This is a genomic window from Pseudomonas sp. HS6-2 (assembly GCF_049325675.2).
Taxonomy (GTDB): domain Bacteria; phylum Pseudomonadota; class Gammaproteobacteria; order Pseudomonadales; family Pseudomonadaceae; genus Aquipseudomonas; species Aquipseudomonas putida_N.
On the sequence record NZ_CM143906.1, the window covers coordinates 5,051,919 to 5,076,766 of the forward strand.

A 24,848-nucleotide genomic window follows, 5' to 3' on the forward strand; every position below is an offset into this window, starting at 1 on the left:
TCAATGAGGATTCTCCTATGATCCTGCAACGCATCTTCGCCCTGGCCCTGCTGGCGGTGTGTGCAGTCCTGGCCGTGATGGCCTGGCCCTACCAGGCCGCGTTTTCCTACGAACCCGTCGGCCCGCGTGCCTACCCGCTGCTGATGCTCGGGCTGATGAGCCTTGCCCTGCTGTACCTGGCGATCCGCCCCACGCCCATCGTGCGCAAGGACGATGAGCCTGAACTGGACCGCGAAACCCTGATCAAGATCACCGCCTGCGTCGGCCTGCTGATCATCTTCGCCGCCACCTTCGAAGCCCTGGGTTTCATCCTCAGCGCCATCCTGGTCGGCATCCCCATGGCCCTTCTGTATGGCGGCCGCTGGTTGCACAGCACCCTCGTGGTGGTGGGCATGAGCGTGTTTCTCTACTGGCTGTTCGACCGCGTCATGGACGTACCCCTGCCCCTCGGCCTGCTGAGCGTACTGGAGAACTGACACATGGATACCTTGAGCTACCTGGGCCAGGGCTTCGGCGTCGCCCTGTCCCCTTACAACCTGGTCACCGCCCTGTCGGGCACGCTGATCGGCACCGTGGTCGGCCTGCTGCCTGGCCTGGGGCCGATCAACGGCGTGGCCCTGCTGATCCCGATCGCCTTCGCCCTTGGCCTGCCACCAGAGTCGGCGCTGATCCTGCTGGCCGCGGTCTACCTGGGTTGCGAATACGGCGGCCGGATCAGCTCGATCCTGCTGAACATCCCGGGCGAAGCCTCGACCGTGATGACCACCCTTGACGGTTACCCGATGGCGCGCCAGGGCCTGGCCGGTGTGGCCTTGTCGCTGTCGGCCTGGAGCTCGTTCATCGGCGCCCTCATCGCCACCTGCGGCATGGTGCTGTTCGCCCCGCTGCTGGCGAAATGGGCGATTGCCTTCGGCCCGGCGGAATACTTCGTGCTGATGGTGTTCGCCATCGTCGCCCTCGGCGGCATGGCCGGCGACAAGCCACTGAAGACCTTCATTGCTGCACTGATCGGCCTGTTCCTGTCGGCAGTCGGTATCGATGCCAACAGCGGCGTATACCGCTTCACTGGCGACAGTGTGCACCTGGCCGACGGTATCCAGTTCGTGGTACTGGTGCTGGGCCTGTTCTCCGTCAGCGAAATCCTGCTGTTGCTGGAGAAGACACACCATGGCCACGAAGCAGTCAAGGCCACCGGGCGCATGCTGTTCAATCTCAAGGAAGCCGCCTCGGTGTTCGTGGTCAACATCCGCTGCGGCCTGCTGGGCTTCATCATGGGCGTGCTGCCGGGCGCCGGCGCCACGCTGGCGAGTGCCGTGGCCTACATGACGGAGAAGCGCCTGGCCGGTGAAAATGGCAAGTTCGGCAAAGGTGACGCCCGTGGCCTGGCTGCCCCGGAAACCGCCATCGGTGCTTCCTGCTGCGGCGCCCTGGTGCCGATGCTGACCCTCGGCGTCCCAGGTTCGGGCACCACGGCGGTGATGATCGGCGCGCTGACCCTGTACAACATCACCCCGGGCCCATTGCTGTTCGAACAGCAGCCGGACATCGTCTGGGGCCTGATCGCCTCGCTGTTCATCGCCAACATCATGCTGGTGATCCTGAATATCCCGATGATCCGCATCTTCACCCGCATCCTCGCCGTGCCGAACTGGGCGCTGGTGCCGGTGATCGCGATCATCACGGCGATCGGCGTGTACGCCGTGCATGCCACTACCTTCGACCTGTTCCTGATGGTCGGCATCGGCATCATGGGCTACATCCTGCGCAAGCTGGACTTCCCGCTGTCGCCGATCCTGCTCGGCTTCATCCTCGGCGGCCTGATGGAGCAGAACCTGCGCCGGGCCCTGTCGATTTCCAACGGTGAGCTGGGCATCCTCTGGTCGAGCCCGATCAGCCTGTCGGTATGGGTCCTGACCCTCTGCATGCTGACCCTGCCGCTGCTGCGCATCTGGCGCAAGCGCAGCCTGCAGCGCCGGGCCATGGCTGATGCCTGATCGGTCACTGCCGCTGTTTGTCGCAACCGGGCTGGTCGGCCTTGCTGGCGGTTTTGCCGCCAGCAAGGTCGGCTGGCCTTTGCCGTGGATGGTCGGCTCCTTGCTGGCGATCATCCTGGTGCGCTGCCTGACGCCCTGGCAGCTGTCGGAAATCCCCAATGGCCGCAAGTGCGGCCAGTGCATCATCGGCATCGGCATCGGCCTGCACTTCACCCCAGCGGTGATCGAACAGGTCGCCAGCCATTTCGCACTGATTTTCTTCGGTGCGCTGTTCACCACGCTTTCCAGCGTGATCAGCGTGTGGCTGCTGCGGCGTAGCGGTGAAGATCGCGCCACGGCGTTCTTCGCCAGCATGCCCGGTGGCTCGGGGGAGATGGTCAACCTGGGCGCACGCAATGGCGCGGTGCTCAGCCAGGTGGCGGCGGCGCAGAGCCTGCGCGTGCTGGCCGTGGTGCTGTGCGTGCCGGCGCTGTTCAAACTCCTGCTTGGTGACGGCGTGCCGCTTAATCACGCCGGCAGTGTCAGCTGGGGCTGGTTGGCGCTAATCGTGCCGTTGGGCGTGGCGGTGGGGTTTGCCTGGCAGCGTCTGCGCCAACCCAACCCGTGGCTGTTCGGGCCGTTGCTGGTCGCCGCCTCGATGAGCTTGGCGGGCAACCTGCAGATCGCCTTGCCCAACGGTGCCAGCCAGATCGGTCAGTGGCTCATCGGCAGCGGCCTGGCCTGCCACTTCAACCGCGCGTTCTTCCGCCGCGCGCCGTCCTTCCTTGGGCGCACGCTGCTGGCCACGGCACTGTGCATGGCGATTGCCGGCAGCGCGGCGTGGGGGTTGAGCGTGATGACCGAGCTGGACCTGCGTTCGCTGACCCTGGGGATGATGCCGGGTGGAATCGCCGAGATGAGCCTGACGGCCGAAACCCTGCAGTTGTCGGTGCCGCTGGTGACGGCGCTGCAGGTGGTGCGGTTGATCCTGGTGCTGTTTCTGGCGGAGCCGTTGTTCAGGTATTGGGTCAAAGCTCTGAACTAGGGGCTGCCGTGCAGCCCCTGCCCGCCTTCAGAGTGGCGGCAGCGCCCAGTTGATGGGCGCCATGCCACGTTGTTCGAGGAAGCTGTTGGTGCGACTGAAGTGCCCGCAGCCAAGGAACCCTCGATACGCCGAAAGTGGCGACGGGTGCACCGACTTGAGCACCAGGTGCTTGGTGCCATCGATCAGCTTCTGCTTGCTCTGGGCATGTGCCCCCCACAGCAGGAACACCACATTCGGGCACTGCTCGCTGACCACCTGGATGATCCGGTCGGTAAAGAACTCCCAACCCTTCTTCGCATGCGAAGCGGCATTGGCCCGTTCGACAGTCATGGTCGTGTTGAGCAGCAGCACGCCCTGTTCGGCCCAGCTCTGCAGGTAACCGTGGCTGGCAATCGGGATGTTCAGGTCGCGCTGCAGCTCTTTATAGATGTTGACCAGCGACGGCGGCGCCGGCACGCCCGGCTGCACCGAGAAGCACAGGCCATGTGCCTGGCCCGGTCCGTGATACGGGTCCTGGCCGAGGATCACCACCTTGACCTGCTCCAGCGGCGTGGAATTGAGCGCATTGAAGATCAGCGGCCCCGGCGGGTAGATCTCCTTGCCTGCCGCGTGCTCCTGGCGCAGGAACTCACGCAGCTGGTGCATGTAGGGCTGGTCGAACTCGGCGCGCAGTGCAGCCTTCCAGCTGGGTTCGAGTTTGATGCGATCGTCTTCAGTCATGGGGCCATCCGTAAACAATGACGCGACACTAGGTAAGCCACTTGCCCTTGTCAATCGATCCGACCGACGACCGGCATGATCGGCGATGCGGGCCATACTTGGGGGATACTTGCGCGAGGTAGTCCATGGCCATTCATTGCGAGGTACTCACCGGCGCCGATGGCGCCCGAATCGGCATCGCCACGCTCGATGCCCCCAAGGCGCTCAATGCCCTCAACCTGCCGATGATCGAAGTGCTGGGCGAACAGCTGCATAGCTGGGCCAGCGACCCTGGCGTCGTCTGCGTGCTGTTGCGCGGTAACGGTGCCAAGGCCTTTTGCGCCGGCGGCGATGTACGAGCGCTGGCCCAGGCCTGCCTTGCCCACCCCGGCAGCATACCGCCGCTGGCCGCCACCTTCTTTGCCGCCGAATACCGCCTCGACTACCTCTTGCATACCTACCCGAAGCCCCTGCTGTGCTGGGGCCACGGGCATGTGCTGGGCGGCGGCATGGGGTTGCTGCAGGGCGCCGGTGTACGCATCGTCACCCCAAGCAGCCGGCTGGCCATGCCGGAAATCAGCATTGGCCTGTATCCGGACGTAGGCGCCAGCTGGTTTCTCGCCCGCCTGCCCGGCAAGCTTGGCTTGTTCCTAGGGCTGACCGGGGCACCGATCAATGCCCGTGATGCCCTCGACCTGGACCTGGCTGATCGTTTCTTTGGGGAAGAACAGCAAGAGGCATTGGTCGAAGAGCTGCTGCAACTGAACTGGCAGGAGCAGACCGGCCTGCAGTTGAACAGCTTGCTCAAGGCCGAACAGCATCGCGCCTGGGCCGAGCTGCCTGCGGCGCAGTGGCTGCCGCGGCGCCAGGTGATCGACGAACTGCTGGATGTGGCCGACCCTGCTGCGGCCTGGCGCGCACTGGAAAGTCTCAAGCATCACCCTGATCCGTTGCTGGCCGAAGCGGGACAACGCCTGCATGAAGGCTGCCCACTGACGGCACACCTGGTCTGGGAACAGATCCAGCGTGCCCGACACCTGTCACTGGCCCAGGTGTTCCAGATGGAGTACAGCATGAGCCTCAATTGTTGCCGGCATCCGGAATTCAGTGAAGGCGTGCGAGCGCGCCTGCTGGACAAGGACAACCAGCCGCACTGGCACTGGCCGGATGTGGCGCAGGTGCCAGCGGCGGTGGTCGAGGCGCACTTTACCAAGGTGTGGGAAGGGCGGCACCCGCTGGCCGACCTGGGGGCATGACAGCCTTAACGCTGCCAGTTGTGGTCGCCTCCACGCCCACGTTCCGACTGGCCGTCATTGTCCCTACGGTTATTGGAATGCCAGCGATCATGCTGGTAACGCTGGCTGCCATCGCGATAGTCATTGCGGTCGCGATCGCGTCCATAGTCATTGCGCTGGCGATTGCCATAATCGTATCGCGGGTTGCCATGCCACTGGTTCATCCCCGGCTGTGGATTGGGCCGGTAATAAGGTGCCGGAGCCGGCCGGTAGTAACGGGGTGCAGGCTGGTAGTAGTAACGCGTCTGCGGCGTTACATAGTAGCGGTCATAGCGGTAGTACCCCGGCGTTACGTAGCGATCGGTGGTGTAGTAATCCGATCGGTAATAGTCACCGCCCCCGTAGTAGGGCGCGCAGGCGGACGTCATCAGACCCAGCAGGGCGATCAGCAGAATTCGATAGGACATGGCGGCCTCCTGGACCGCAGAGGTGCTCGAACAGCGGCGCTGGCGAGCGTCGACGCAAATGCGTTCATCGACAATGAATCAGACAACGGCGCCAAGGTGCAGTGCCATTTCAGCAACAAATTGATACAGGTCGAAATAACCTTTAAAAACATGCAGTCATTTGCCTGTCATCTCACTAGAATGAGCGCCTCGGCACACATCATGGGAAGATCATGCCTTCACGCTCCGCCCTGTTCTCACAGCGCTCGCTGATTCTTGCCCTGCTGCTGCTGCTGACCTGCGGCTTCCTCGCCACATCGCTGATCAGCTATTTCGCCTCGCGCAGCGCGATCCGCGACGGCATCGTCAATACCGAGCTGCCGCTGACCTCCGATACCGTCTATTCGGAAATCCAGAAAGACCTGATCCGCCCGGTGCTGATCGCCTCGATGATGGCCCAGGACACCTTCCTGCGCGACTGGGTACTGGCGGGTGAACAGGACACCCAGCGCATCACTCGCTTTCTCGGCGAGGTCATGGGCAAGCAGGACACCTTCACCTCGTTCTTCGTCTCTGACCGCACCCTCACCTACTACCAGGCCAAGGGCGTGCTCAAGCACGTGGTACCGAACACTTGGCGCGATGCCTGGTACTTCCGCCTGCGCGAGATGAAAACGCCGTATGAGATCAACGTCGACCTGGACATGGCCAACCAGGACAACCTGACGGTGTTCATCAACTACCCGGTGCTGGACTATCAGCAGCGCTTCATCGGCGCCACCGGTGTGGGCCTGAGCGTGGACGCGGTGATCAAGCTGATCGACAAGTATCAGCGCCGCTATCAGCGCTCGGTGTTCTTCACCGACGCCAAGGGCAAGCTCATCCTGACCGGCTCGGAGGGCGGCCCGCATGGGCTGAAAGTGGGGCAACCCTTGTCCGATAATACCGACCTGAGCGATTTGCTGGCGCAGCGCCCGACGCCCACCGAGGGCAGCCACGAATACAAGGACAGCAGAGGTCACAGCCACTTCCTCAATGTGCGGCAGCTGCCCGAACTGGGTTGGTACCTGCTGGTCGACAAACGCGAGACCGGCGCTCTGGACCCGATTCGCCACTCGCTGTACCTGAACCTGGTGATCTGCGCGATGATCACTCTGGTGGTACTGTCGCTGCTCAATGGCATGCTCAGGCGCCATCAGGCCAGCACCGAGGCGCTGGCGACCCTCGACAGCCTGACCGGCCTGCCCAACCGACGCAGCTTCGACCTGCTGGCCGCCCAGGCCCTGCAGGAAGCCCAGCGCGATTGCGCGCCGCTGGTCGCCTTGCTGATCGACCTCGATCACTTCAAGGTGCTCAACGATACCCATGGCCACCTGGCAGGCGACGAAGTGCTGCGCCAGTTCGCCAACGTGCTGCAGGGCAGCCTGCGTCAGTCGGATATACTCTGCCGCTGGGGCGGTGAGGAATTCATCGTCCTGTTGCGCGATGCCGAGGGCCAGCAGGCCATCGAGGTGGCCCAGAAGATCCGCCGTCGTACCGAGCAACTGACCTTCAGCTACGAAGATCAACCCTTGCGCCTGACCACCAGTATCGGCCTCAGCGCCTTGCAGCCGGGCGACACCCTGCACGCCCTGCTGACCCGCGCCGACCGTGCGCTTTATCGTGCCAAGCAGGCCGGCCGCAACCGCGTCTGCAGTGAAACACTTGGAACCGAACATGAATGACAGCCAGCACTGCCCTGCCTGTGGCGCCCTCAACCAGTGCAGCCTGGCCGACGCACGCAGTGCCACCCAGGCCTGCTGGTGCTACGGCGTGACCATCGACCCGGCCGTGCTCCAGGCCCTGCCTGCCGAACTGCGCGACAAGGCCTGTCTATGCCCACGCTGCGCCGCCGTGGAAGACCAACTTGTGGGAACGGGCTCGCCCGCGAACAAGCCGGCACCGCTCTAAAGTGAAAAACCGCTAAACTGCGCCCACATTTCACTTTACCCGCTGCCATGCGCCTCGACCGTTTCCTCGCCAACCTGCCCTGCTACAACCGCCAGCAAGTGCGCCTGCTGCTGGTGCAGGGCCATGTGCGCCTGGATCACGAAGTGGTCACCGACCCCAAGGCGGACGTCCGGGAATTCAGCCGCGTGGAAGTGGACGATCAACTGCTGCAGGCCGGCCGCCCCGCGCGCTACCTGATGCTGCACAAACCCGCTGGCTGCGTCAGCGCCACGCAAGACCCGCAGCACCGCACCGTGCTCGACCTGCTGCCCAGCGAATTGCGCGATGACCTGCACATTGCCGGGCGCCTGGACTTCAACACCACTGGCCTGATGATCCTGACCAACGATGGCCAGTGGTCGCGGCGCCTGACCCAGCCGGCCACCAAGCTGCCCAAGCATTACCTGGTGGAAACCGAAGACGAGATCGGCGCGCACTATGTCGCCAAGTTCAGCGAAGGGTTCTATTTCGCCTTCGAAGACCTGACCACCCTGCCCGCCCAACTCGACATCCTTGGCCCGCGTCAGGCACGGCTGGCAATCGTCGAAGGGCGCTACCACCAGGTCAAGCGCATGTTCGGCCATTTCGACAACAAGGTGGTCGGCCTGCATCGCGAAAGCATGGGTACGATCCGCCTCGATCCAGGCCTGCAACCTGGCGAATTCAGGGCGCTTACGGTGGAAGAAATCACCTCGGTCTGAATGCCGTAATACAGGCATACGACCGCTGAGCGGCCCGAGTCACAAATTTGCGCAAACGGCACTTGCGGGATCCCCGCCCCACTGCTTGACTCTCAACTCGTCAGTCCGCGAGTGACCAATCAGTCACGCCTGCAGTTCATGACACCTTTTGCCGGCCACCCAAGGCCCAGATGCCTTGGGGCACGGCAGATTGCCCGCCACAACAAAATCGTCGACGCGTGTGCCAAGGATCGACACAGGGCCCCCCGTTTTATTCAGGCGAATGCCTACCTGTCATAAAGAACGTGCACCCTAGGTGACGCGATTACCCTTTTTGCGCCAGGAGTCGATGACATGAGGCCAGAAATCGCTGTACTTGATATCCAAGGTCAGTATCGGGTTTACACGGAGTTCTATCGCGCGGATACGGCCGAGAAGACGATCATACTGATCAATGGGTCGCTGGCCACCACGGCCTCGTTCGCCCAGACAGTGCGTAACCTGCACCCGCAATTCAACGTTGTGCTGTACGACCAGCCATATGCCGGCAAGTCCAAGCCGCACAACCGCCAGGAACGGCTGATCAGCAAGGAAGACGAGGCGCAGATCCTTCTTGAACTGATCGAGCGCTTCCAGTGCGACCACGTCATGTCCTTCTCCTGGGGCGGTGCCTGCACCCTGCTGGCGCTGGCGCACCAGCCGCGGCTGGTGAAGAAGGCGGTGGTCAGTTCGTTCTCGCCGATCATCAATGAGCCGATGCGCGACTACCTGGAGCGTGGCTGCCGGTACCTGTCTGCCTGCGATCGCTACCAGGTCGGCAACCTGGTCAACGACACCATCGGCAAGTACCTGCCATCGCTGTTCAAGCGCTTCAACTACCGGCATGTCAGCGGCCTGGACAGCCACGAGTACGCGCAGATGCACTTCCACATCAACGAAGTGCTGCAACGTGACCTGCAACGGGCATTGAACGGCGCGCGCAACATCGACATCCCGGTGCTGTTCATCAACGGCGACCGCGATGAATACACCACCGTCGAAGATGCACGCGAGTTCGGCAAACATGTAGGCAACAGCCAGTTCAGCGTGATCCGCGACGCTGGCCATTTCCTCGACATGGAAAACAAGTCAGCCTCTGAAAACACCCGCAACGTCATGCTGGGTTTCCTCAAGCCGACCGTGCGCGAGTCCCGTCAACGCGCTAACCCATACATCCAGGGGCAACATGCATTGGCCATCTGAGCGCATCGGCGTCCCGGACCCCGTACCCGCAGGTCATGGGGCGCCGACAAGCTTTTTTATAACTTGGGCTTCTAATTCGGGGAGGGTTCTGGTAAAAAGTCCAGCGCAGACGCGGGTATAGTTTAGTGGCAAAACGAAAGCTTCCCAAGCTTTAGTTGAGGGTTCGATTCCCTCTACCCGCTCCACACATTGCATACCCCGCATGGCGTTCCAGCAACGTCATCGCTGTCAAAAGGAGCCCGAGGCTCCTTTTTTCGTTTCTGCCCTTTCATTGATATGGCCCAAGGCCGCGTTCGACACCTTCCGCTTCAATTCGCTTGCAAGCGAAACGGCTTGGGGCGCATATGCTTCATGGATCCGTGAAACATTTCGAAAGGACGACGCATGTTTCTCTCCCGCTGGCTCCCCGGCCTTGCCAACCTGATGCACTACCGCCGTGAATGGTTCCATGCCGACCTGCAGGCCGGGCTTTCGGTGGCCGCTATCCAGATCCCCATCGCCATCGCCTACGCCCAGATCGTCGGCCTGCCGCCGCAATACGGCCTGTACGCATGCGTGCTGCCGATGATGGTCTATGCCCTGATCGGCAGCTCACGGCAATTGATGGTCGGCCCCGACGCCGCCACCTGCGCCATGATCGCTGGCGCCGTGGCGCCACTGGCCATGGGCGACCCACAGCGCATCGCCGAACTGTCGGTGATCGTCACCGTGCTGGTAGGGCTGATGCTGATTGTCGCCGGCTTGGCACGCGCCGGATTCATCGCCAGTTTCTTCTCGCGCCCGATCCTGATCGGTTACCTCAACGGTATCGGCTTGAGCCTGATTGCCGGGCAACTGTCGAAGGTAGTGGGGTTCAAGATCGAGGGAGACGGTTTCATCCTCAGCGTGGTGAATTTCTTCCAGCGCCTGAACGAGATCCACTGGATGACCCTGGCTATCGGCCTGGCCGGGCTGGCACTGTTGATCTTGCTACCGCGCCGCTACCCTCGCCTGCCGGCGGCCCTGGTGACCGTGGCAATCTTTACCCTGCTGGTCGGCCTGCTCGGCCTGGATCGTTTCGGCGTCGCCATCCTCGGCCCGGTGCCGTCCGGCATCCCCGAGCTCGCTTGGCCCCACAGCAACCTGGACGAAACCAAGAGCCTGCTGCGCGATGCCTTGGGTATCGCCACCGTGAGCTTCTGCAGCGCCATGCTTACCGCGCGCAGCTTCGCCGCGCGGCACGGCTATGCGATCAACGCCAACCATGAGTTCGTCGCCCTTGGCGTGAGCAACCTGGCCGCCGGCATTTCCCAGGGGTTTGCCATCAGCGGCGCCGACTCGCGCACGGCGGTCAATGACATGGTAGGCGGCAAGAGCCAGCTGGTCGGCATCGTCGCGGCACTGGTGATCGCCCTGATTCTGCTATTCTTCACCGCACCGATGGCTTGGATCCCTCAGGCGGTATTAGGCGCCGTGCTGCTGATGGCTGGCTGGGGATTGATCGACATCAAGTCGCTGGGCAGCATCAGGCGCCTGAGTCGCTTCGAGTTCTGGCTGTGCCTGCTGACCACGGTCGGCGTGCTCGGCCTGGGCGTCCTGCCGGGCATCGTCTTTGCCGTGACCCTGGCGATCCTGCGCCTGCTCTACACCATCTACCAACCCACCGACGCCGTGCTCGGCTGGCTGCCGGGCACCGAAGGCCAGGTCGACATCCGCAAGAACAAGGACGCTCGCACCGTGCCGGGCCTGGTGGTGTACCGCTTCGACGACGCGATCCTGTTCTTCAATGCCGACTACTTCAAGATGCGCCTGCTCGAAGCCGTGCAAAGCCAGGCCCAGCCCCAGGCGGTGCTGTTCGATGCGGAAGCGGTGAGCAGCATCGACGTCAGCGGCATCGCCGCCCTGCGCGAGGTGCGTGACACCCTGACGGCGCAGGGCATCCACTTCGCCATCGCCCGTGCCCGCGGCACCTTCCTGCGCATGCTGGTGCGCTCGGGGATGGCGCGTGAGATGGAAGAAAAGTTGCTGTTTGGCTCGGTAAGGGCGGGAATTCGGGCTTATCGGGTTTGGCGAAACAGGAATCGCAAGGCGCCAGTAATTAAATAGAGAATCGGACTACATCTGAGTCGGAAGTGGACGACCTGCTAGCCACTGCACCATCCACTAGCCTCGTCTTCCCACGCAGAATAAGCGCTGGGATTTCTTCCTTCTCGTAGCGTCGGGCAACCATCGACTACGCCAATGGCGCACATCCTGCTACGCTCTTCATTGAAACGCCCGTGTTCACCAAACGAGTGAAAACGCTGCTTGGAAACGACACCTACCGGCTCCTTCAAGTCAAACTGATGAGCACTCCCGATGCGAGTGACTTGATCGAAGGATAGATGCGCTGCAGGTCCGGAGCATCCGTAAATCCACGGGTTTGTCCCAAGTGCGTTTCGCCGAGATGATCGATGTTCAGGTCGCCACGCTAAGGAACTGGGAGCAAGGGCGCAGGGAACCTACCGGACCGGCCAAGGCTTTGCTACGTTCCATACGCAACGACCCTGACCATGTCCTCAGGGCACTTGCTTATTGATTCAGTATCCCAAACGCTTCAACAGAACCGACTCACTTTCTGCCGGGCGCTGATAGGCGCGCAAAAGCTCCCCCGCCCGATTAGTGAAGATTCCGTCGACACCGGCTTTCATGGCTTTGTCGAAATCGACCCGGTCATCGAGCGTGTAGACGTGGACCAACAGCCCGCGCTGGTGATTGGCCTGGTTCATCCACGGCTGGATCAGGTCGCTGTAACTCTGCTCGCCCAGATGAGTGCGCGTGGCTGACGGGCCGGTACCGATTGCGCCCTCCTGCTTTGCATGGTCGAGCCAGCGCAAGTACTCCGCCTTGTCCTTGGGCTGTTGGCGCGCATAGAAAGCGGCCTTGTCCTGCTCGCCTGACTGGGAGAAATCCTGCCCGGATGCCGATGCAATGCCATTGTTGCCCACCCACAGCAAGAGGATCTTCGGCACCTGCGGCATCGCTTCGTGCAGCAACTTGAGGCTGTTGCGGTCGAAAGTCTGCAACACTACCCACCCCGGCCGATCAAGCCAGCCACGGGCTTCGAGGCGTGTCTTCAGGTCTTTCTCGATGCCGGGGAACTGGTTGGGCACCTTGGTTTCGATATACAGCCCGGGGTGGCGGTCGGGGTTGCCTTCGGCGATGTCGATGACTTCGTCCAGAGTCAGGATCGACAACTTTTCGAACGATGGACGGGCACGCTTCGGGTAGGCCTGATTGAACCAGCTGCCAGCATCCAGCGATTTCAGCTCAGCCAGGGTGAAGGCACTGACCGGGCTTTTCGCGCGCTCGGGAAATCGCTCGGCGACGTTGCTGGTGCGCGACAGCTCATCATCGTGGACCACCACCAGCACGCCATCGCGGGTGCGTTGCAGGTCGAGTTCCAGGTAATCGGCGCCCAGCTCGCGGGCAAGCAGGTAGGCAGGCGTGGTGGATTCGGGGGTATCGTAGGAAGCGCCGCGATGGGCGATCACCGCCGGGTAAGGAATGCCTTGGGCAGCGGCCAAGGTCTTGCCATCAGTGGCTGAGGCCAAGGCAGCCGAGAACAGTGTACTCAGGGCCAGGGTGCGGAGCAGCGGATTGCGCATGGAGAAGTCCTCTTTCGTCCTGCGTTGCAGGCAGCACAAGGCTGTAATGTAAACACCAACCCTCGCACACCTTGCATGACATGCTAAAGTCCCCGCCGTTTCCCGCACCACCGAACGGACCGCACATGCCAGCTCTCGACGCCCGCCTCGCCTCTTGGCCAGACCTCAACCAGCGCCACCCGTGCACAGCCCTGCTGCTGGGCAACGGCGCCAGTCGCGCGCTGTGGAAACCGTTCGGCTATTTCTCGCTGTACGAGGAAGCTCAGCGCGCCGGGCGCAAGAAAGGCCTGGCGATCAGCGACCAGGCCCTGTTCAAGTCGCTGGGCACCGAACTGTTCGAGCCGGTACTGAGCACCCTCAACCACACCGTGCGCGCCAACGCCGCCCTGGCCATCAATTCCACCGCGCCGCTGAACCGCTACTACTCGATCAAGGAAGGCCTGATCCACGCCATCCGCACCCTGCACCTGCCCTGGCCTCTGGTGCCCGCCGCCACCCTGGCGTCGATCAACCATGCCTTGCGCGAATACCGCAGCGTCTATACCAGCAACTACGACCTGATCCTGCCCTGGGCCCTGCAACACAACCCGCAGGGCTTCGCCACGCTATTCGACGATCAAGGGTTCTTCGACGTACGCCGCACCCGCAGCGAAGGCACCCGCGTACTGCACCTGCATGGCGGCCTGCACCTGCTCAAGCTGCCCGATGGCAGCACCCGCCAGCGCAGCGCCGACAGCGCCGAATTGCTGGACGGCTTTGCCGTGAACATTCCCGGTGAAGTGCCGCTGTTCGTCAACGAAGAACGCAGCGACGAGAAAATGCGCGCCATCCGCAACTCGGACTACCTCGCCTGGGGGTTGGGGCAACTGGCACAGGAAAGCCAGGGACTGTGCCTGTTCGGGCAGCATCTGGATGGCACTGACCAGCACTTGGTCGAAGCCATTCGCCAAGCGCGGCCCAAACACTTGTCGATTGCCATCCGGCCGTTGAGCGAGGCATCGGTGATCAACCAGAAGCAGCACTTTGTCGAACGGTTCGGGGATATAGTCGGGATGGCGTTGCAATTCTTCGATGCCAGTACGCACCCGTTGGGGTTGGAGGGGTTGGCAATCGAGGTGGCGTCAGCGCGTCGCTAATTGCCGCGCTCAATTAGCTTGCAAAGGCTGGGTTTCGCACTTAACCGAAAACGCGCGCATGTGCACGGGAAACATTGACAGACATAGCTACCCGAGCCAGATCCACAATGTCCTGACCGATCGCGTAACTTCCCCGCGCCTGCAACCAGATCAGCACATCCGCAAGATGCCACAACGATGTACTGCCTTCATGAACAGGTGTAGGGAAACTGTACATATGCGAAAGCATCAACTTGCGCATGTTTTGCCGTGACACACCGATGATTTCCGCTACGTCGGTAAGCCCTACCAAGTCGGGTGTCGCTTCGATCAGGCGGGCACCAGGCACTGCTTTACGTACATCACTCAGCGCACTTTCAATGGCTTCCACGGCAGAGGGCGCCTCGCGCACAAAAGCCAATGCCAAGCGGCCTGGCTGCCCAACTCCAACCATTGCATCATCACAGCCTGCCTCGGCCAAACGCTCCAGCATCGCATTGATGTTTTCGTCTTCGATCAATTGATACTTCAGGGTGAACTCGTATTCCACTGCTACCTCTTCTTACCAGCTTTGGCCATGCTGCTGGTGCAGTTGTCCACGACGCGCCTTAGCTGACGGCGAAATTGCCAGGTTTTTTTGGCGTGCTCCATGTCAAATGACAACCATCGAGATTGACGAACAATCACGCCACAGAACCCATGAGGATCAAAACGGCCGTTAAGTGTTCTTGGGAATTCTCCTACGTGAATACAGGAGCAGTTCTCCAGTGCACTTCATCTTGCTGTAATCAGATCAGCTTATCGGCCCGCAACAACGTCTCCAGGCAATGCTCCTGCACCCCATAAAACGCCTTGAGCTGCTCGATCTTCTCCAGCAATGCCGCGTTATCCCCCACCTGCCGGCGCTTCACCGCAAGAATCATCTTGTTCTTGTTGGTGTGTTCCAGGGAGATGAACTCGAACACTTTTGTCTCGTAACCGCAGGCTTCCAGATACAGCGCACGCAGGCTGTCGGTAAGCATCTCGGCCTGCTGCCCCAGGTGCAGCCCGTATTGCAGCATGGGCTGCAGCAGCCCCGGGCTGTGCAATTGCGGGCGGATCTGTTTATGGCAGCACGGCGAGCACATGATGATGGCGGCGTTGCAGCGGATGCCGGTGTGGATGGCGTAGTCGGTGGCGATGTCGCAGGCGTGCAGGGCAATCATCACCTCGATGGCCTCGGGCACCACGCTGCGCACGTCGCCGCACTGGAATTCCAGGCCCGAGTGTTCCAGGCGCTGCGCAGCGCCATTGCACAAATCGACCATGTCCTGGCGCAGCTCCACCCCGGTCACCTGCGCCTCGCGGGCCAGGGTGTTGCGCAGATAGTCATGCATGGCGAAGGTCAGGTAGCCCTTGCCCGAGCCGAAGTCGGCTACCCGCAGCGTCTGCTCGGCCGGTACCGGGGCATTGGCCAGGGCGTGGTCGAAGACTTCGATGAACTTGTTGATCTGCTTCCACTTGCGCGACATCGACGGGATCAGCGCGCCTTGGGCATCGGTCACGCCCAGGTCGCGCAGGAATGGCCGCGAAAGCTCCAGGTAGCGCTTCTTCTCACGGTCATGACCGGTGTTGGCAAGCGCCTCGCGTGGCGCCTGCGCGCCGTGGCGCTGGAGCATCGGCTTGCCCTTCTTGCTGAAGGTCAGCTGCACTTCGCCGTCGGCGTCGAACAGGTGGGCATTGCGGAAGCTCTCCGGCAGCAGCTCGGCGACCAGCGCCTGGGCCTGGTCCAGCGGCAGGTTGCGGGTGATGTCGCGGGTCTGATGGCGGTAGACCAGCGACAGCTGGGCCTGCCCTTTCACCAGCAGTGGCTTGGCGATGATGCGCTGCAGGGTCTGGTCGGCCCCGACATGGCGCGCCAGCACCAGCTTGACCAGGGTGTTGCCGTTCAGGGCGGCACTCAGCAGGTCAAGGAACTGGGCGCGCGCATCCGGCGCGGAAGAAGCGGAAGTACTGGCGGACATGGAAAGCGGGTGCCTCGGATAACAGGGGGCGCGTTGCGCAATGCCGCGCATTCTACACCCTGAGCCAACCAGTTCAGTCGAGAATCACCAGACGGTTGGGCAGTTCGTTGCGCGCATGGGTGCGTGGCACGTGTTCGCACAGCAACTCACCGCACGCCTCGATGCACTCGACAAAGCCCTGCAAGGTCCGCCCCTGGCGAACCTGTTCGGCGAGACGCGCAACCAACACGGCGCGGGCCTGGGCATCGAGATGATGATCGATGCCTTGGTCGACGAGGATTTCCACATGTCGCTCGGTCTCGGCGACAAAGATCAGCACCCCTGTGGCACCTTCCGTGCCCTGCAGGTTCTGTTCGCGAAACTGCTGGCGGGCCAGGCTCGAAGCGCGCCAGCGGCGCAGGGCAGCAGGAATCAGCATGGCTGCCAGGCGCGGGCTGCGCAGCAGCAGGCACAGGCCAATGAACAGCAGCATGTTGGCGACCAGCAGCCCTCGTATCCCGGGCCAGCCCAGCAACCACTGCAGCAGGCCAGGCACGGCCAGCGCCAGCACGGCGGCCCAGAACAGTGGCAGGTAGGCATAGTCATCGGCGCGGCGCGCCAGCACGGTCACCAGTTGCGCATCAGTGCGCCGCTCGACCCGGGCGATGGCCTCGGCCACCAGGCGGCGTTCGTATTCGTTGAGGGGGGTCATGCCTTCGCTCTCTTCAGCGTTCTTATAGTTGTTGTCCCGGCATTCGGGGCTTCGTCCGCGGCTGACATATTCAGGCATAATCCGCCGCTGGAAGCATTACCCGCGAATCGTACAACAATAGTCGCCTGAAAACTTCGGCCGCGCACGTATCACCGTGGATACGGCAAAGGCCTCGACAATGGGATTGATGATGAAACTGTCTTTGCTGGGCTTGGCCATGGGCCTGGCCAGCCAGGCGGCCCTTGCCGCCCCTACCGCCCCGCCCCTGCAGGACAAGCAGGCGTTCATCGATCATCTGATCAGCCAGATGACCGAGGCCGAAAAGATCGGCCAGCTGCGCCTGATCAGCATCGGCCCGGAAATGCCTCGCGAGAAGATCCGCGAAGAAATCGCCGCCGGTCGCATTGGTGGCACGTTCAACTCGCGCACCGCCCCCGAGAACCGGCCGATGCAGGACGCCGCCATGCGCAGCCGCCTGAAGATCCCGATGTTCTTTGCCTACGACACCATCCACGGCGAGCGCACCATCTTCCCGATCGGCCTGGGCCTGGCCGCCAGCTGGGACATGGACGCCATCGCCAAGGTCGGTCGCACCTCGGCCATCGAAGCGTCGGCCGACGCTCTGGACATGACCTTCGCGCCCATGGTCGACATCGCCCGCGACCCACGTTGGGGCCGCACCAGTGAAGGCTTCGGCGAAGACACCTACCTGACCTCGAAGATCGGCCAGGTGATGGTCCGCTCGTTTCAGGGCAGCAGCCCGGCCAATCCCGACAGCATCATGGCCATCGTCAAGCACTTCGCCCTGTATGGCGCGGTGGAAGGCGGGCGCGACTACAACACGGTCGATATGAGCCTGCCGAAAATGTACAACGACTACCTGCCGCCCTACCGCGCCGCGCTCGACGCCGGTGCCGGCGGGGTGATGGTGGCGCTCAACTCGATCAACGGCGTGCCGGCCACCTCCAACACCTGGCTGATGAACGACCTGTTGCGCAAAGAATGGGGCTTCAAGGGCGTGACCATCAGCGACCATGGTGCCATCCAGGAGCTGATCCGCCACGGTGTCGCCCGCGATGGCCGCGAAGCCGCCAAGCTGGCGATCAAGGCCGGCATCGACATGAGCATGAACGACACCCTGTACGGCGAAGAGCTGCCCGGGCTGCTGAAGTCCGGCGAAGTGACCCAGCACGAGCTGAACCAGGCCGTACGCGAGGTGCTCGGCGCCAAGTACGACATGGGCCTGTTCAAGGACCCGTACGTGCGCATCGGCAAGGCCGAAACCGACCTGAAAGACTACTACGCCGAAAACCGCCTGCACCGCGACGCCGCCCGTGACGTGGCGCGTCGCAGCCTCGTGCTGCTGGAAAACCGCAACCAGACCCTGCCACTGAAAAAGGCCGGTACCATCGCCCTGGTCGGCCCGCTGGCCGATGCCCCGATCGACATGATGGGCAGCTGGGCCGCCGACGGTAAGCCGATGCACTCGGTCACCGTGCGCGAAGGCCTGCGCCGTGCAGTCGAGGGCAAGGCCAAGCTGGTGTACGCCAAGGGCTCCAACGTCACCGGCGACAAGGCGATCCTCGACTACCTGAACTTCCTCAACTTCGATGCCCCGGAAATTGTCGATGACCCGCGCCCTGCGGCCGTGCTGATCGATGAAGCGGTCAAGGCCGCCAAGCAGTCCGATGTGGTGGTAGCCGTAGTCGGTGAGTCCCGTGGCATGTCCCACGAGTCGTCTAGCCGCACCACCCTGGAAATCCCGGCCAGCCAGCGCGAGCTGATCAAGGCCCTGAAGGCCACTGGCAAGCCGTTGGTCCTGGTACTGATGAACGGCCGCCCGCTGTCGATCAGTTGGGAGCGTGACCAGGCCGATGCGATGCTCGAAACCTGGTTCTCCGGTACCGAAGGCGGCAACGCCATCGCCGATGTGCTGTTCGGCGACTACAACCCGTCGGGCAAGCTGGCCATCACCTTCCCGCGTTCGGTCGGGCAGATCCCGATGTACTACAACCACACCCGCATCGGTCGGCCGTTCACCCCAGGCAAGCCGGGCAACTACACCTCGCAGTACTTCGAAGAGCCCAACGGCCCGCTGTACCCGTTCGGTTATGGCCTGAGCTACAGCAGCTTCGAGCTGTCGGGCCTGACCCTGTCGAACAAGGACCTCAAGCGCGGCGACACCCTGGAGGCCAAAGTGACGGTGAAAAACACCGGCAAGCTTGACGGCGAGACGGTGGTGCAGCTGTACCTGCAGGATGTTTCGGCGTCGATGAGCCGACCGGTCAAGGAACTGAAGAGCTTCCAGAAACTGATGCTCAAGGCCGGGGAGTCGCGAACCTTGACCTTCCGCATCAGCGAGGATGATCTGAAGTTCTACAATGGCCAGTTGCAACGGGTGGCCGAGCCTGGCGAGTTCAATGTCCAGGTCGGGCTGGATTCCGAGGCAGTGCAACAAAAGAGCTTCGAACTGTTGTAACTGATTCGTCGCCTGCACCGGCCTCTGTGCGAGCGGGTTTACCCGCGAAGAGGCCGGTCCTGATATCCCATCACCCGGATCCGCCCCATGCCCTTTTCCTTTCGCGCCCTGCGTCTGGGGCTGATCACTCTGCTGATCGTACTCGGCACCGCCCTCAGTGCCGGCTGGGCCATGCACCAGGCCAAGCGACAAGCCATGCAGGACGACGCCCGCCGCGCCAGCCAGCAGTTGGTACTGTACGCCAACGCCCTGCACACCCTGATCGATCGCTACCGTGCCCTGCCCGCTGTGCTGGCGCTGGACCCGGAACTGATCGAAGCCCTGCGCGGTCCGGTCAGCGAACAGATGCAGCACACGCTCAACCTCAAACTCGAGCGCATCAACGGCGCCGCCAACTCCTCGACCCTGGAGCTGCTCGACCGCACCGGGCTGGCCGTGGCTGCCAGCAACTGGCGCCTGCCGACCACCTACGTGGGTTCCAACTATGGTTTTCGCCCCTACTTCAAGCAGACCCGCAGCCAGGGCAGTGGCCGCTTCTACGCAGTGGGCGTGACCAGCGGCGTGCCGGGCTATTTCCTCGCCAGTGCCGTCAGCGATGAACAGGGGCGCTTCCTCGGCGCCATGGTGGTCAAGCTGGAGTTCCCTGAACTCGAACGCGAATGGCGCCAAGGCAACGACATCCTGCTGGTCAGTGACGCCCGCGGCATCACCTTCATCGCCAACCAGGAAGGCTGGCGCTACCGCGAACTCAAGCCACTCAGCGGCGCCGACCGCGCCGAACTGGCCGAAACCCGCCAGTACGACAAACAGCCGCTGGTGCCGCTTCAGCACCAGATACTGACCCGCTTCGCCAGCAACAGTCACCTGAGCCGCGTGCAGGGCCCAGATGGCGCCGTCGAATACCTCTGGGAAAGCCTGCCGCTGGAGGGCGAGGACTGGACCTTGCACCTGCTGCGCAAACCCCAGGTCGAAGCCGCTGGCCGCAACGCTGCACTGGGCGCCGCCGCCGTGTGGCTGAGCCTGGTATTCGCCGCACTGTTCGTCAGCCAGCGCCTGCGCCTGGCCCGCCTGCGCCAGCGCAGCCGCGAAGAGCTCAAGCGCCAGGTCGAGGAACGCACCCGCGAGCTGCACACCGCCCAGGAAGGCCTGGTGCAGTCGGCCAAGCTGGCCGCGCTGGGACAGATGTCGGCGGCCATGGCCCACGAGATCAACCAGCCGCTGACTACCCAGCGCATGCAACTGGAGACCCTGCGGCTGCTGCTCGACCACGGCCGCTACGACGATGCGCGCAAGGCCCTCGAGCCGCTGGAGCAGATGCTCGCGCGCATGGCCGCACTGACCAGCCACCTGAAGACCTTCGCCCGCAACAGCCCGGTCGGCCTGCGCGAACGCCTCGACCTGGCCACCGTGGTCGACCAGGCCCTGCACCTGCTGGACACCCGCATTCGCAGCGAGGAAGTCGAAGTGGCCCTGTACCTGGCCCGCCCGGCCTGGGTCCGGGGCGATGCGATCCGCCTTGAGCAGGTATTGATCAACCTGCTGCGCAACGCCCTCGACGCCATGGCCGACAAACGCTACAAGCGCCTGGAGGTACGCATCGAACCGGACCACGCGCAGTGGCGCCTGAGCGTGCTGGACTCCGGCGGCGGCATTGCCGATGCGGACCTGGCCAAGGTCTTCGACCCCTTCTTCACCACCAAGCCGGTGGGCGAAGGCCTGGGCCTGGGCCTGGCGATTTCCTATGGCATCATCGTCGAAGCCGGCGGCCAGCTGCACGCCGAGAACCTGCCGGGCGGCGCCCGCTTGAACCTGACCCTGCCCCGTGACCTGGAGCCTGTATGTTGAATTCAGTGATCGTCGTCGATGATGAGGCCAGCATCCGCACTGCGGTCGAGCAATGGCTGAGCCTGTCGGGCTTCAGCGTGCAACTGTTCGCTCGCGCCGAAGACTGCCTGGCCCAGCTGCCCGCGCACTTTGCCGGGGTGATCATCAGCGACGTACGCATGCCGGGCATGGGTGGCCTGCAACTGCTGGAACGCCTGCAGGCGGATGACCCGGACCTGCCGGTGATCCTGCTGACCGGCCATGGCGATGTGCCGATGGCGGTCGAGGCCATGCGCAACGGCGCCTACGACTTCCTCGAAAAGCCCTTCACCCCGCAGCACTTGCTGGGCAGCCTGCGCCGCGCCCTGGAGAAACGCCAGCTGGTCCTGGAGAACCGCCGTCTGCATGAACAGGCTGACCTCAAGTCGCGCCTGGAAACGACCCTGCTCGGCATGTCGCAAGGTTTGCAGCAGCTACGCCGACAGGTGCTGGACCTGGCCAACCTGCCAGTGAACGTGCTGATCCGCGGCGAAACCGGCAGCGGCAAGGAGCGCGTGGCGCGCTGCCTGCACGACTTTGGCCCGCGTGCCGACAGGCCGTTCGTCGCGCTCAACTGTGCGGCCATCCCTGAAGCACTGTTCGAAGCCGAACTGTTCGGCCACGAAAGCGGTGCCTTCACTGGCGCCCAGGGCAAACGCATCGGCAAGTTGGAATACGCCAACGGCGGTACGGTGTTCCTCGACGAGATCGAGAGCATGCCACTGGCCCAGCAGGCCAAGCTGCTGCGGGTGATCCAGGAGCAGAAGCTGGAGCGACTGGGGGCCAACCAGAGCATCAGCGTCGACCTGCGCATCATTGCCGCCACCAAGCCCAATTTGCTCGAAGAGGCTCGCGCCGGGCGCTTTCGCGAGGATTTGGCCTATCGCCTGAACGTGGCGGAACTGTGCCTGGCGCCGCTGCGTGAACGGCGTGAGGATATCCCGCTGCTGTTCGAGCATTTCGCCCGTGCGGCCGCGACCAAGCTGGGGCGCACGGCGCCAGCATTGAGCGGTGCGCAACTGGCGCAGCTGCTGTCCCATGACTGGCCGGGCAATGTGCGTGAGCTCGCCAATGCGGCGGAGCGGCATGCACTGGGGTTGGGCTCGCCGAACATCGAGGTAGCGCCTGCCGGGCAGTCGTTGGCTGAGCAGATGGAAGCGTTCGAGGCCCAGTGCCTGCGCGCTGCCTTGCGCCAGCATGCGGGGGAGATCAAGGCGGTAATGGAGACCTTGCAGCTGCCTCGGCGCACGCTGAACGAAAAGATGCAGCGCCATGGTTTGGTCCGCGAGGCATTCGTCGAGCGGGAATAGGCGGAAATCCGCTTACCGACGGATCTTGATAGGCGAAAATCCGCTTATTCCTGCGAGATTTCGGGGGCTGCTGTGCAGCCTTTCGCGGGCACGCCCGCCCACAGAGAACTGCGCCGCACCAGGTAACTCGCGGTTCCTGTGACGCTGCAATGCCCCCATTTGGATCGTTACGCACCCATTTGGCACACCTTCTGCAATTGCCCTGGCAAGCTGCGCTTCGGCGCGCTCCACAAAAACAACGAGAAGGTATCCCTGATGGATAACGCCACCTCCCTGCCAGCCGGGGCGGCCGTCACGCCCGCCGCTGAAAAAACCACCGCCAGCCGCCTCAAGTCGATCTTCAGCGGTTCCATCGGCAACATGGTCGAATGGTACGACTGGTACGTCTACGCCGCATTCTCGCTGTACTTCGCCAAGGCCTTCTTCCCTGCCGGCGACTCCACCGCACAACTGCTCAACACCGCCGCGATCTTCGCCGTGGGCTTCCTGATGCGCCCGATCGGTGGCTGGCTGATGGGTCTGTACGCCGACCGCAAGGGCCGCAAGGCCGCGCTGATGGCTTCGGTGCTGCTGATGTGCGCCGGCTCCCTGGTGATCGCTCTGACCCCAGGCTATGAAACCATCGGCGTTGCCGCGCCGGTCCTGCTGGTCATCGCACGCCTGATGCAGGGCCTGTCGGTGGGCGGCGAATACGGCACCTCGGCCACCTACCTCAGCGAAATGGCCAGCAAGGACCGCCGTGGCTTCTTCTCCAGCTTCCAGTACGTGACGCTGATTTCCGGCCAGCTCATCGCCCTTGCAGTACTAATCATCCTGCAGCAGACCCTGACCACCGAGCAGCTTTACGCCTGGGGCTGGCGTGTGCCCTTCGTGATCGGTGCGCTGTGCGCAGTGGTTGCCCTGTACCTGCGCCGCGGCATGGAAGAAACCGCCTCTTTCACCAAGAAGGAAAAGGCCAAGGAAAGCCTGATGCGCACCCTCATGCGCCACCCTAAGGAGCTGATGACCGTGGTCGGCCTGACCATGGGCGGCACCCTGGCCTTCTACACCTACACCACCTACATGCAGAAGTACCTGGTCAACACCGTGGGCATGAGCATCAGCGATTCGACCACCATCTCGGCGGCCACGCTGTTCCTGTTCATGTGCCTGCAGCCGGTCATCGGAGGCCTGTCCGACAAGATCGGCCGTCGCCCGATCCTGATCGCCTTCGGCGTGCTCGGCACCCTGTTCACCGTACCGATCCTCAGCACCCTGCACACCATCCAGAGCTGGTGGGGTGCGTTCTTCCTGATCATGGCGGCGCTGATCATCGTCAGCGGCTACACCTCGATCAACGCAGTGGTGAAGGCCGAGCTGTTCCCTACCGAAATCCGCGCCCTGGGCGTCGGCCTGCCGTACGCGCTGACCGTGTCGATCTTCGGCGGCACCGCCGAGTACGTGGCCCTGTGGTTCAAGAGCGTCGGCATGGAAAGCGGCTTCTACTGGTACGTCACGGCGTGCATCGCCTGCTCGCTGCTGGTGTATGCGACCATGAAGGACACCAAGCAGCATTCGCGGATTACTACTGACTGATTGTGACAACCGCATAGAAAAAGGGCGCCCCATCAAGGGCGCCCTTTCTTGCTTCAGGACATCTCCAGCACCTGACGCGGCTCACGGCGCTGGTACCAGTTCGCCATAAGCACCATCACCAGCAGCACGCCACCCAGCACAGCGGAAGAACCGATGGTGCCGAAGTCCAGGCCGCCTTTCTCGTACGGTTTGGTCAGGAAGTCACCCAGCGTTGCACCGAACGGACGGGTCAGCACGAACGCCACCCAGAACAGCACCACACCCGGGATGCGCGTCCAGTAACGGGCGAGCACTACCACGGCGATGGAGCTGCCGATCAGTAGTGCACCACCGGCAAAACCCAGCCCAGAGTCGTCCGCCAGATAGTCGCCCAGCGCTGTGCCCAGGGTGTTGGAGAACAGGATGGCGACCCAGTAGAAGATTTCACCGGTGCGGTTCTTGATGCGGGTGACGTCAAGCGGGTTGCCGCTCAGGCGCCAGACCAGGAAGGTCAGCAGCAAGATACCGATCAGGATTGCCGAACCTGCGGCATAGCCCAGGCCCAGGGTGCGGTCCATGAAGTCGGACATAGTGGTCCCGGCCGTGCTGGTGGACAGGATTACCAGCCAATACAGCATCGGGTGATAGCGGCGCGAAAACAGCTGACCGAACAGGGTCACCAGGAACACGCTGATCAGCACCATCGAGCTGACGGCATAGCCAACGTTGAGGGTCATCGACAGCAGATCACCGGCTGTTTCGCCAAGGGTGGTGGCGCAGATCTTCATGACCCAGAAGGCCAGGGTGATTTGCGGAAGTTTGTTCATTGTTTGCCGCTCCGGAATTGAGTGCGGCGATGGTGCTGAGCAGAGCCTGAAAAATCGGTTGGCGATATATG

General features: G+C 62.9%; 21 protein-coding genes, 1 tRNA gene and 1 pseudogene. 16 read left to right on the forward strand and 7 right to left on the reverse strand.

The features are described from left to right. Window positions 1-17: 17 nt before the first annotated feature. From ACOKS3_RS23575 to ACOKS3_RS23585, 3 genes are read left to right on the forward strand one after another with little or no spacing between them, the layout of a single operon-like run. Window positions 18-476 (forward strand): tripartite tricarboxylate transporter TctB family protein, encoded by a 459-nt coding sequence (locus ACOKS3_RS23575; protein ID WP_103449355.1) that lies wholly within the window; start codon window positions 18-20, stop codon window positions 474-476. Window positions 477-479: 3 nt separating this feature from the next. After that, window positions 480-1,994: a tripartite tricarboxylate transporter permease gene (locus ACOKS3_RS23580; protein WP_103449354.1), complete on the forward strand. Its 1,515-nt coding sequence runs from the start codon at window positions 480-482 to the stop codon at window positions 1,992-1,994. Further along, window positions 1,987-3,018, forward strand: a complete 1,032-nt coding sequence (locus tag ACOKS3_RS23585) for an AbrB family transcriptional regulator (RefSeq protein ID WP_103449353.1) — start codon at window positions 1,987-1,989, stop codon at window positions 3,016-3,018. Before ACOKS3_RS23580 ends, ACOKS3_RS23585 begins: the two co-directional genes overlap by 8 nt. Before the next feature lie 27 nt (window positions 3,019-3,045). Here the strand turns inward: ACOKS3_RS23585 and ung are convergent, their stop codons facing one another. Then, on the reverse strand, window positions 3,046-3,738 hold the full coding sequence (ung, locus tag ACOKS3_RS23590; protein ID WP_103449352.1) for a uracil-DNA glycosylase: 693 nt from the start codon (window positions 3,736-3,738) through the stop codon (window positions 3,046-3,048). A gap of 125 nt (window positions 3,739-3,863) precedes the next feature. Between ung and ACOKS3_RS23595 the strand changes: the two genes are divergently transcribed. Continuing rightward, window positions 3,864-4,973: an enoyl-CoA hydratase/isomerase family protein gene (locus ACOKS3_RS23595; RefSeq protein WP_103449351.1), complete on the forward strand. Its 1,110-nt coding sequence runs from the start codon at window positions 3,864-3,866 to the stop codon at window positions 4,971-4,973. 5 nt (window positions 4,974-4,978) lie between these two features. Here the strand turns inward: ACOKS3_RS23595 and ACOKS3_RS23600 are convergent, their stop codons facing one another. Then, on the reverse strand, window positions 4,979-5,419 hold the full coding sequence (locus tag ACOKS3_RS23600; protein WP_103449350.1) for a hypothetical protein: 441 nt from the start codon (window positions 5,417-5,419) through the stop codon (window positions 4,979-4,981). Between the two features lie 212 nt (window positions 5,420-5,631). Here ACOKS3_RS23600 and ACOKS3_RS23605 point away from each other — a divergent pair, with 212 nt between their 5' ends. The 7 genes and pseudogenes from ACOKS3_RS23605 to ACOKS3_RS23635 all read left to right on the forward strand — a co-directional run. Further along, window positions 5,632-7,122: a sensor domain-containing diguanylate cyclase gene (locus tag ACOKS3_RS23605; RefSeq protein ID WP_422764163.1), complete on the forward strand. Its 1,491-nt coding sequence runs from the start codon at window positions 5,632-5,634 to the stop codon at window positions 7,120-7,122. Beyond that, a complete protein-coding gene (locus tag ACOKS3_RS23610; protein ID WP_103449348.1) occupies window positions 7,115-7,348 on the forward strand; it encodes a cysteine-rich CWC family protein in 234 nt (77 codons plus the stop codon). Before ACOKS3_RS23605 ends, ACOKS3_RS23610 begins: the two co-directional genes overlap by 8 nt. Window positions 7,349-7,395: 47 nt before the next feature. Next, entirely contained in the window at window positions 7,396-8,088 is a 693-nt protein-coding gene (locus tag ACOKS3_RS23615) for a pseudouridine synthase (RefSeq protein ID WP_422764164.1), read from the forward strand. A 333-nt stretch (window positions 8,089-8,421) separates the two neighbouring features. Next, entirely contained in the window at window positions 8,422-9,309 is an 888-nt protein-coding gene (locus ACOKS3_RS23620; RefSeq protein WP_103449346.1) for an alpha/beta fold hydrolase, read from the forward strand. A gap of 111 nt (window positions 9,310-9,420) precedes the next feature. Further along, window positions 9,421-9,494: transfer RNA gene (locus ACOKS3_RS23625), tRNA-Gly, on the forward strand. A gap of 199 nt (window positions 9,495-9,693) precedes the next feature. Further along, a complete protein-coding gene (locus ACOKS3_RS23630; RefSeq protein ID WP_422764165.1) occupies window positions 9,694-11,394 on the forward strand; it encodes a SulP family inorganic anion transporter in 1,701 nt (566 codons plus the stop codon). A gap of 274 nt (window positions 11,395-11,668) precedes the next feature. Further along, a pseudogene (locus ACOKS3_RS23635) lies at window positions 11,669-11,866 on the forward strand (helix-turn-helix domain-containing protein); the annotation flags it as partial. Window position 11,867: 1 nt separating this feature from the next. Here ACOKS3_RS23635 and ACOKS3_RS23640 read toward each other — a convergent pair. Beyond that, window positions 11,868-12,935 (reverse strand): glycerophosphodiester phosphodiesterase, encoded by a 1,068-nt coding sequence (locus ACOKS3_RS23640; RefSeq protein ID WP_422764166.1) that lies wholly within the window; start codon window positions 12,933-12,935, stop codon window positions 11,868-11,870. 125 nt (window positions 12,936-13,060) lie between these two features. Here ACOKS3_RS23640 and ACOKS3_RS23645 point away from each other — a divergent pair, with 125 nt between their 5' ends. Further along, window positions 13,061-14,071 (forward strand): DUF4917 family protein, encoded by a 1,011-nt coding sequence (locus tag ACOKS3_RS23645; RefSeq protein WP_422764167.1) that lies wholly within the window; start codon window positions 13,061-13,063, stop codon window positions 14,069-14,071. 40 nt (window positions 14,072-14,111) lie between these two features. On the opposite strand, the gene ACOKS3_RS23650 is transcribed toward ACOKS3_RS23645, so the two are convergent. From ACOKS3_RS23650 to ACOKS3_RS23660, 3 genes are all read right to left on the reverse strand, one after another. Beyond that, a complete protein-coding gene (locus tag ACOKS3_RS23650) occupies window positions 14,112-14,600 on the reverse strand; it encodes a helix-turn-helix transcriptional regulator (RefSeq protein WP_103449341.1) in 489 nt (162 codons plus the stop codon). Between the two features lie 238 nt (window positions 14,601-14,838). Continuing rightward, the gene (locus tag ACOKS3_RS23655; RefSeq protein ID WP_422764168.1) at window positions 14,839-16,053 is read right to left on the reverse strand and encodes a class I SAM-dependent methyltransferase; all 1,215 of its coding nucleotides are present in this window, start codon (window positions 16,051-16,053) and stop codon (window positions 14,839-14,841) included. A 73-nt stretch (window positions 16,054-16,126) separates the two neighbouring features. Continuing rightward, window positions 16,127-16,744 carry a TPM domain-containing protein gene (locus ACOKS3_RS23660; RefSeq protein WP_103449339.1) on the reverse strand — a complete coding sequence of 206 codons (618 nt, stop codon included), beginning with the start codon at window positions 16,742-16,744 and terminating at the stop codon, window positions 16,127-16,129. Between the two features lie 187 nt (window positions 16,745-16,931). Here ACOKS3_RS23660 and bglX point away from each other — a divergent pair, with 187 nt between their 5' ends. From bglX to ACOKS3_RS23680, 4 genes are all read left to right on the forward strand, one after another. Next, the gene (gene bglX / locus ACOKS3_RS23665; RefSeq protein ID WP_103449883.1) at window positions 16,932-19,223 is read left to right on the forward strand and encodes a beta-glucosidase BglX; all 2,292 of its coding nucleotides are present in this window, start codon (window positions 16,932-16,934) and stop codon (window positions 19,221-19,223) included. An 87-nt stretch (window positions 19,224-19,310) separates the two neighbouring features. Next, window positions 19,311-21,068, forward strand: a complete 1,758-nt coding sequence (locus tag ACOKS3_RS23670; protein ID WP_103449338.1) for an ATP-binding protein — start codon at window positions 19,311-19,313, stop codon at window positions 21,066-21,068. Next, a complete protein-coding gene (locus tag ACOKS3_RS23675; RefSeq protein ID WP_422764169.1) occupies window positions 21,062-22,396 on the forward strand; it encodes a sigma-54-dependent transcriptional regulator in 1,335 nt (444 codons plus the stop codon). The genes ACOKS3_RS23670 and ACOKS3_RS23675 overlap by 7 nt, the downstream gene beginning before the upstream one ends. Before the next feature lie 255 nt (window positions 22,397-22,651). Further along, window positions 22,652-23,971 (forward strand): MFS transporter, encoded by a 1,320-nt coding sequence (locus tag ACOKS3_RS23680; RefSeq protein ID WP_103449882.1) that lies wholly within the window; start codon window positions 22,652-22,654, stop codon window positions 23,969-23,971. Between the two features lie 53 nt (window positions 23,972-24,024). Here ACOKS3_RS23680 and ACOKS3_RS23685 read toward each other — a convergent pair whose 3' ends face one another. Continuing rightward, window positions 24,025-24,777 (reverse strand): COG4705 family protein, encoded by a 753-nt coding sequence (locus tag ACOKS3_RS23685; RefSeq protein ID WP_422764170.1) that lies wholly within the window; start codon window positions 24,775-24,777, stop codon window positions 24,025-24,027. Window positions 24,778-24,848 lie beyond the last annotated feature (71 nt).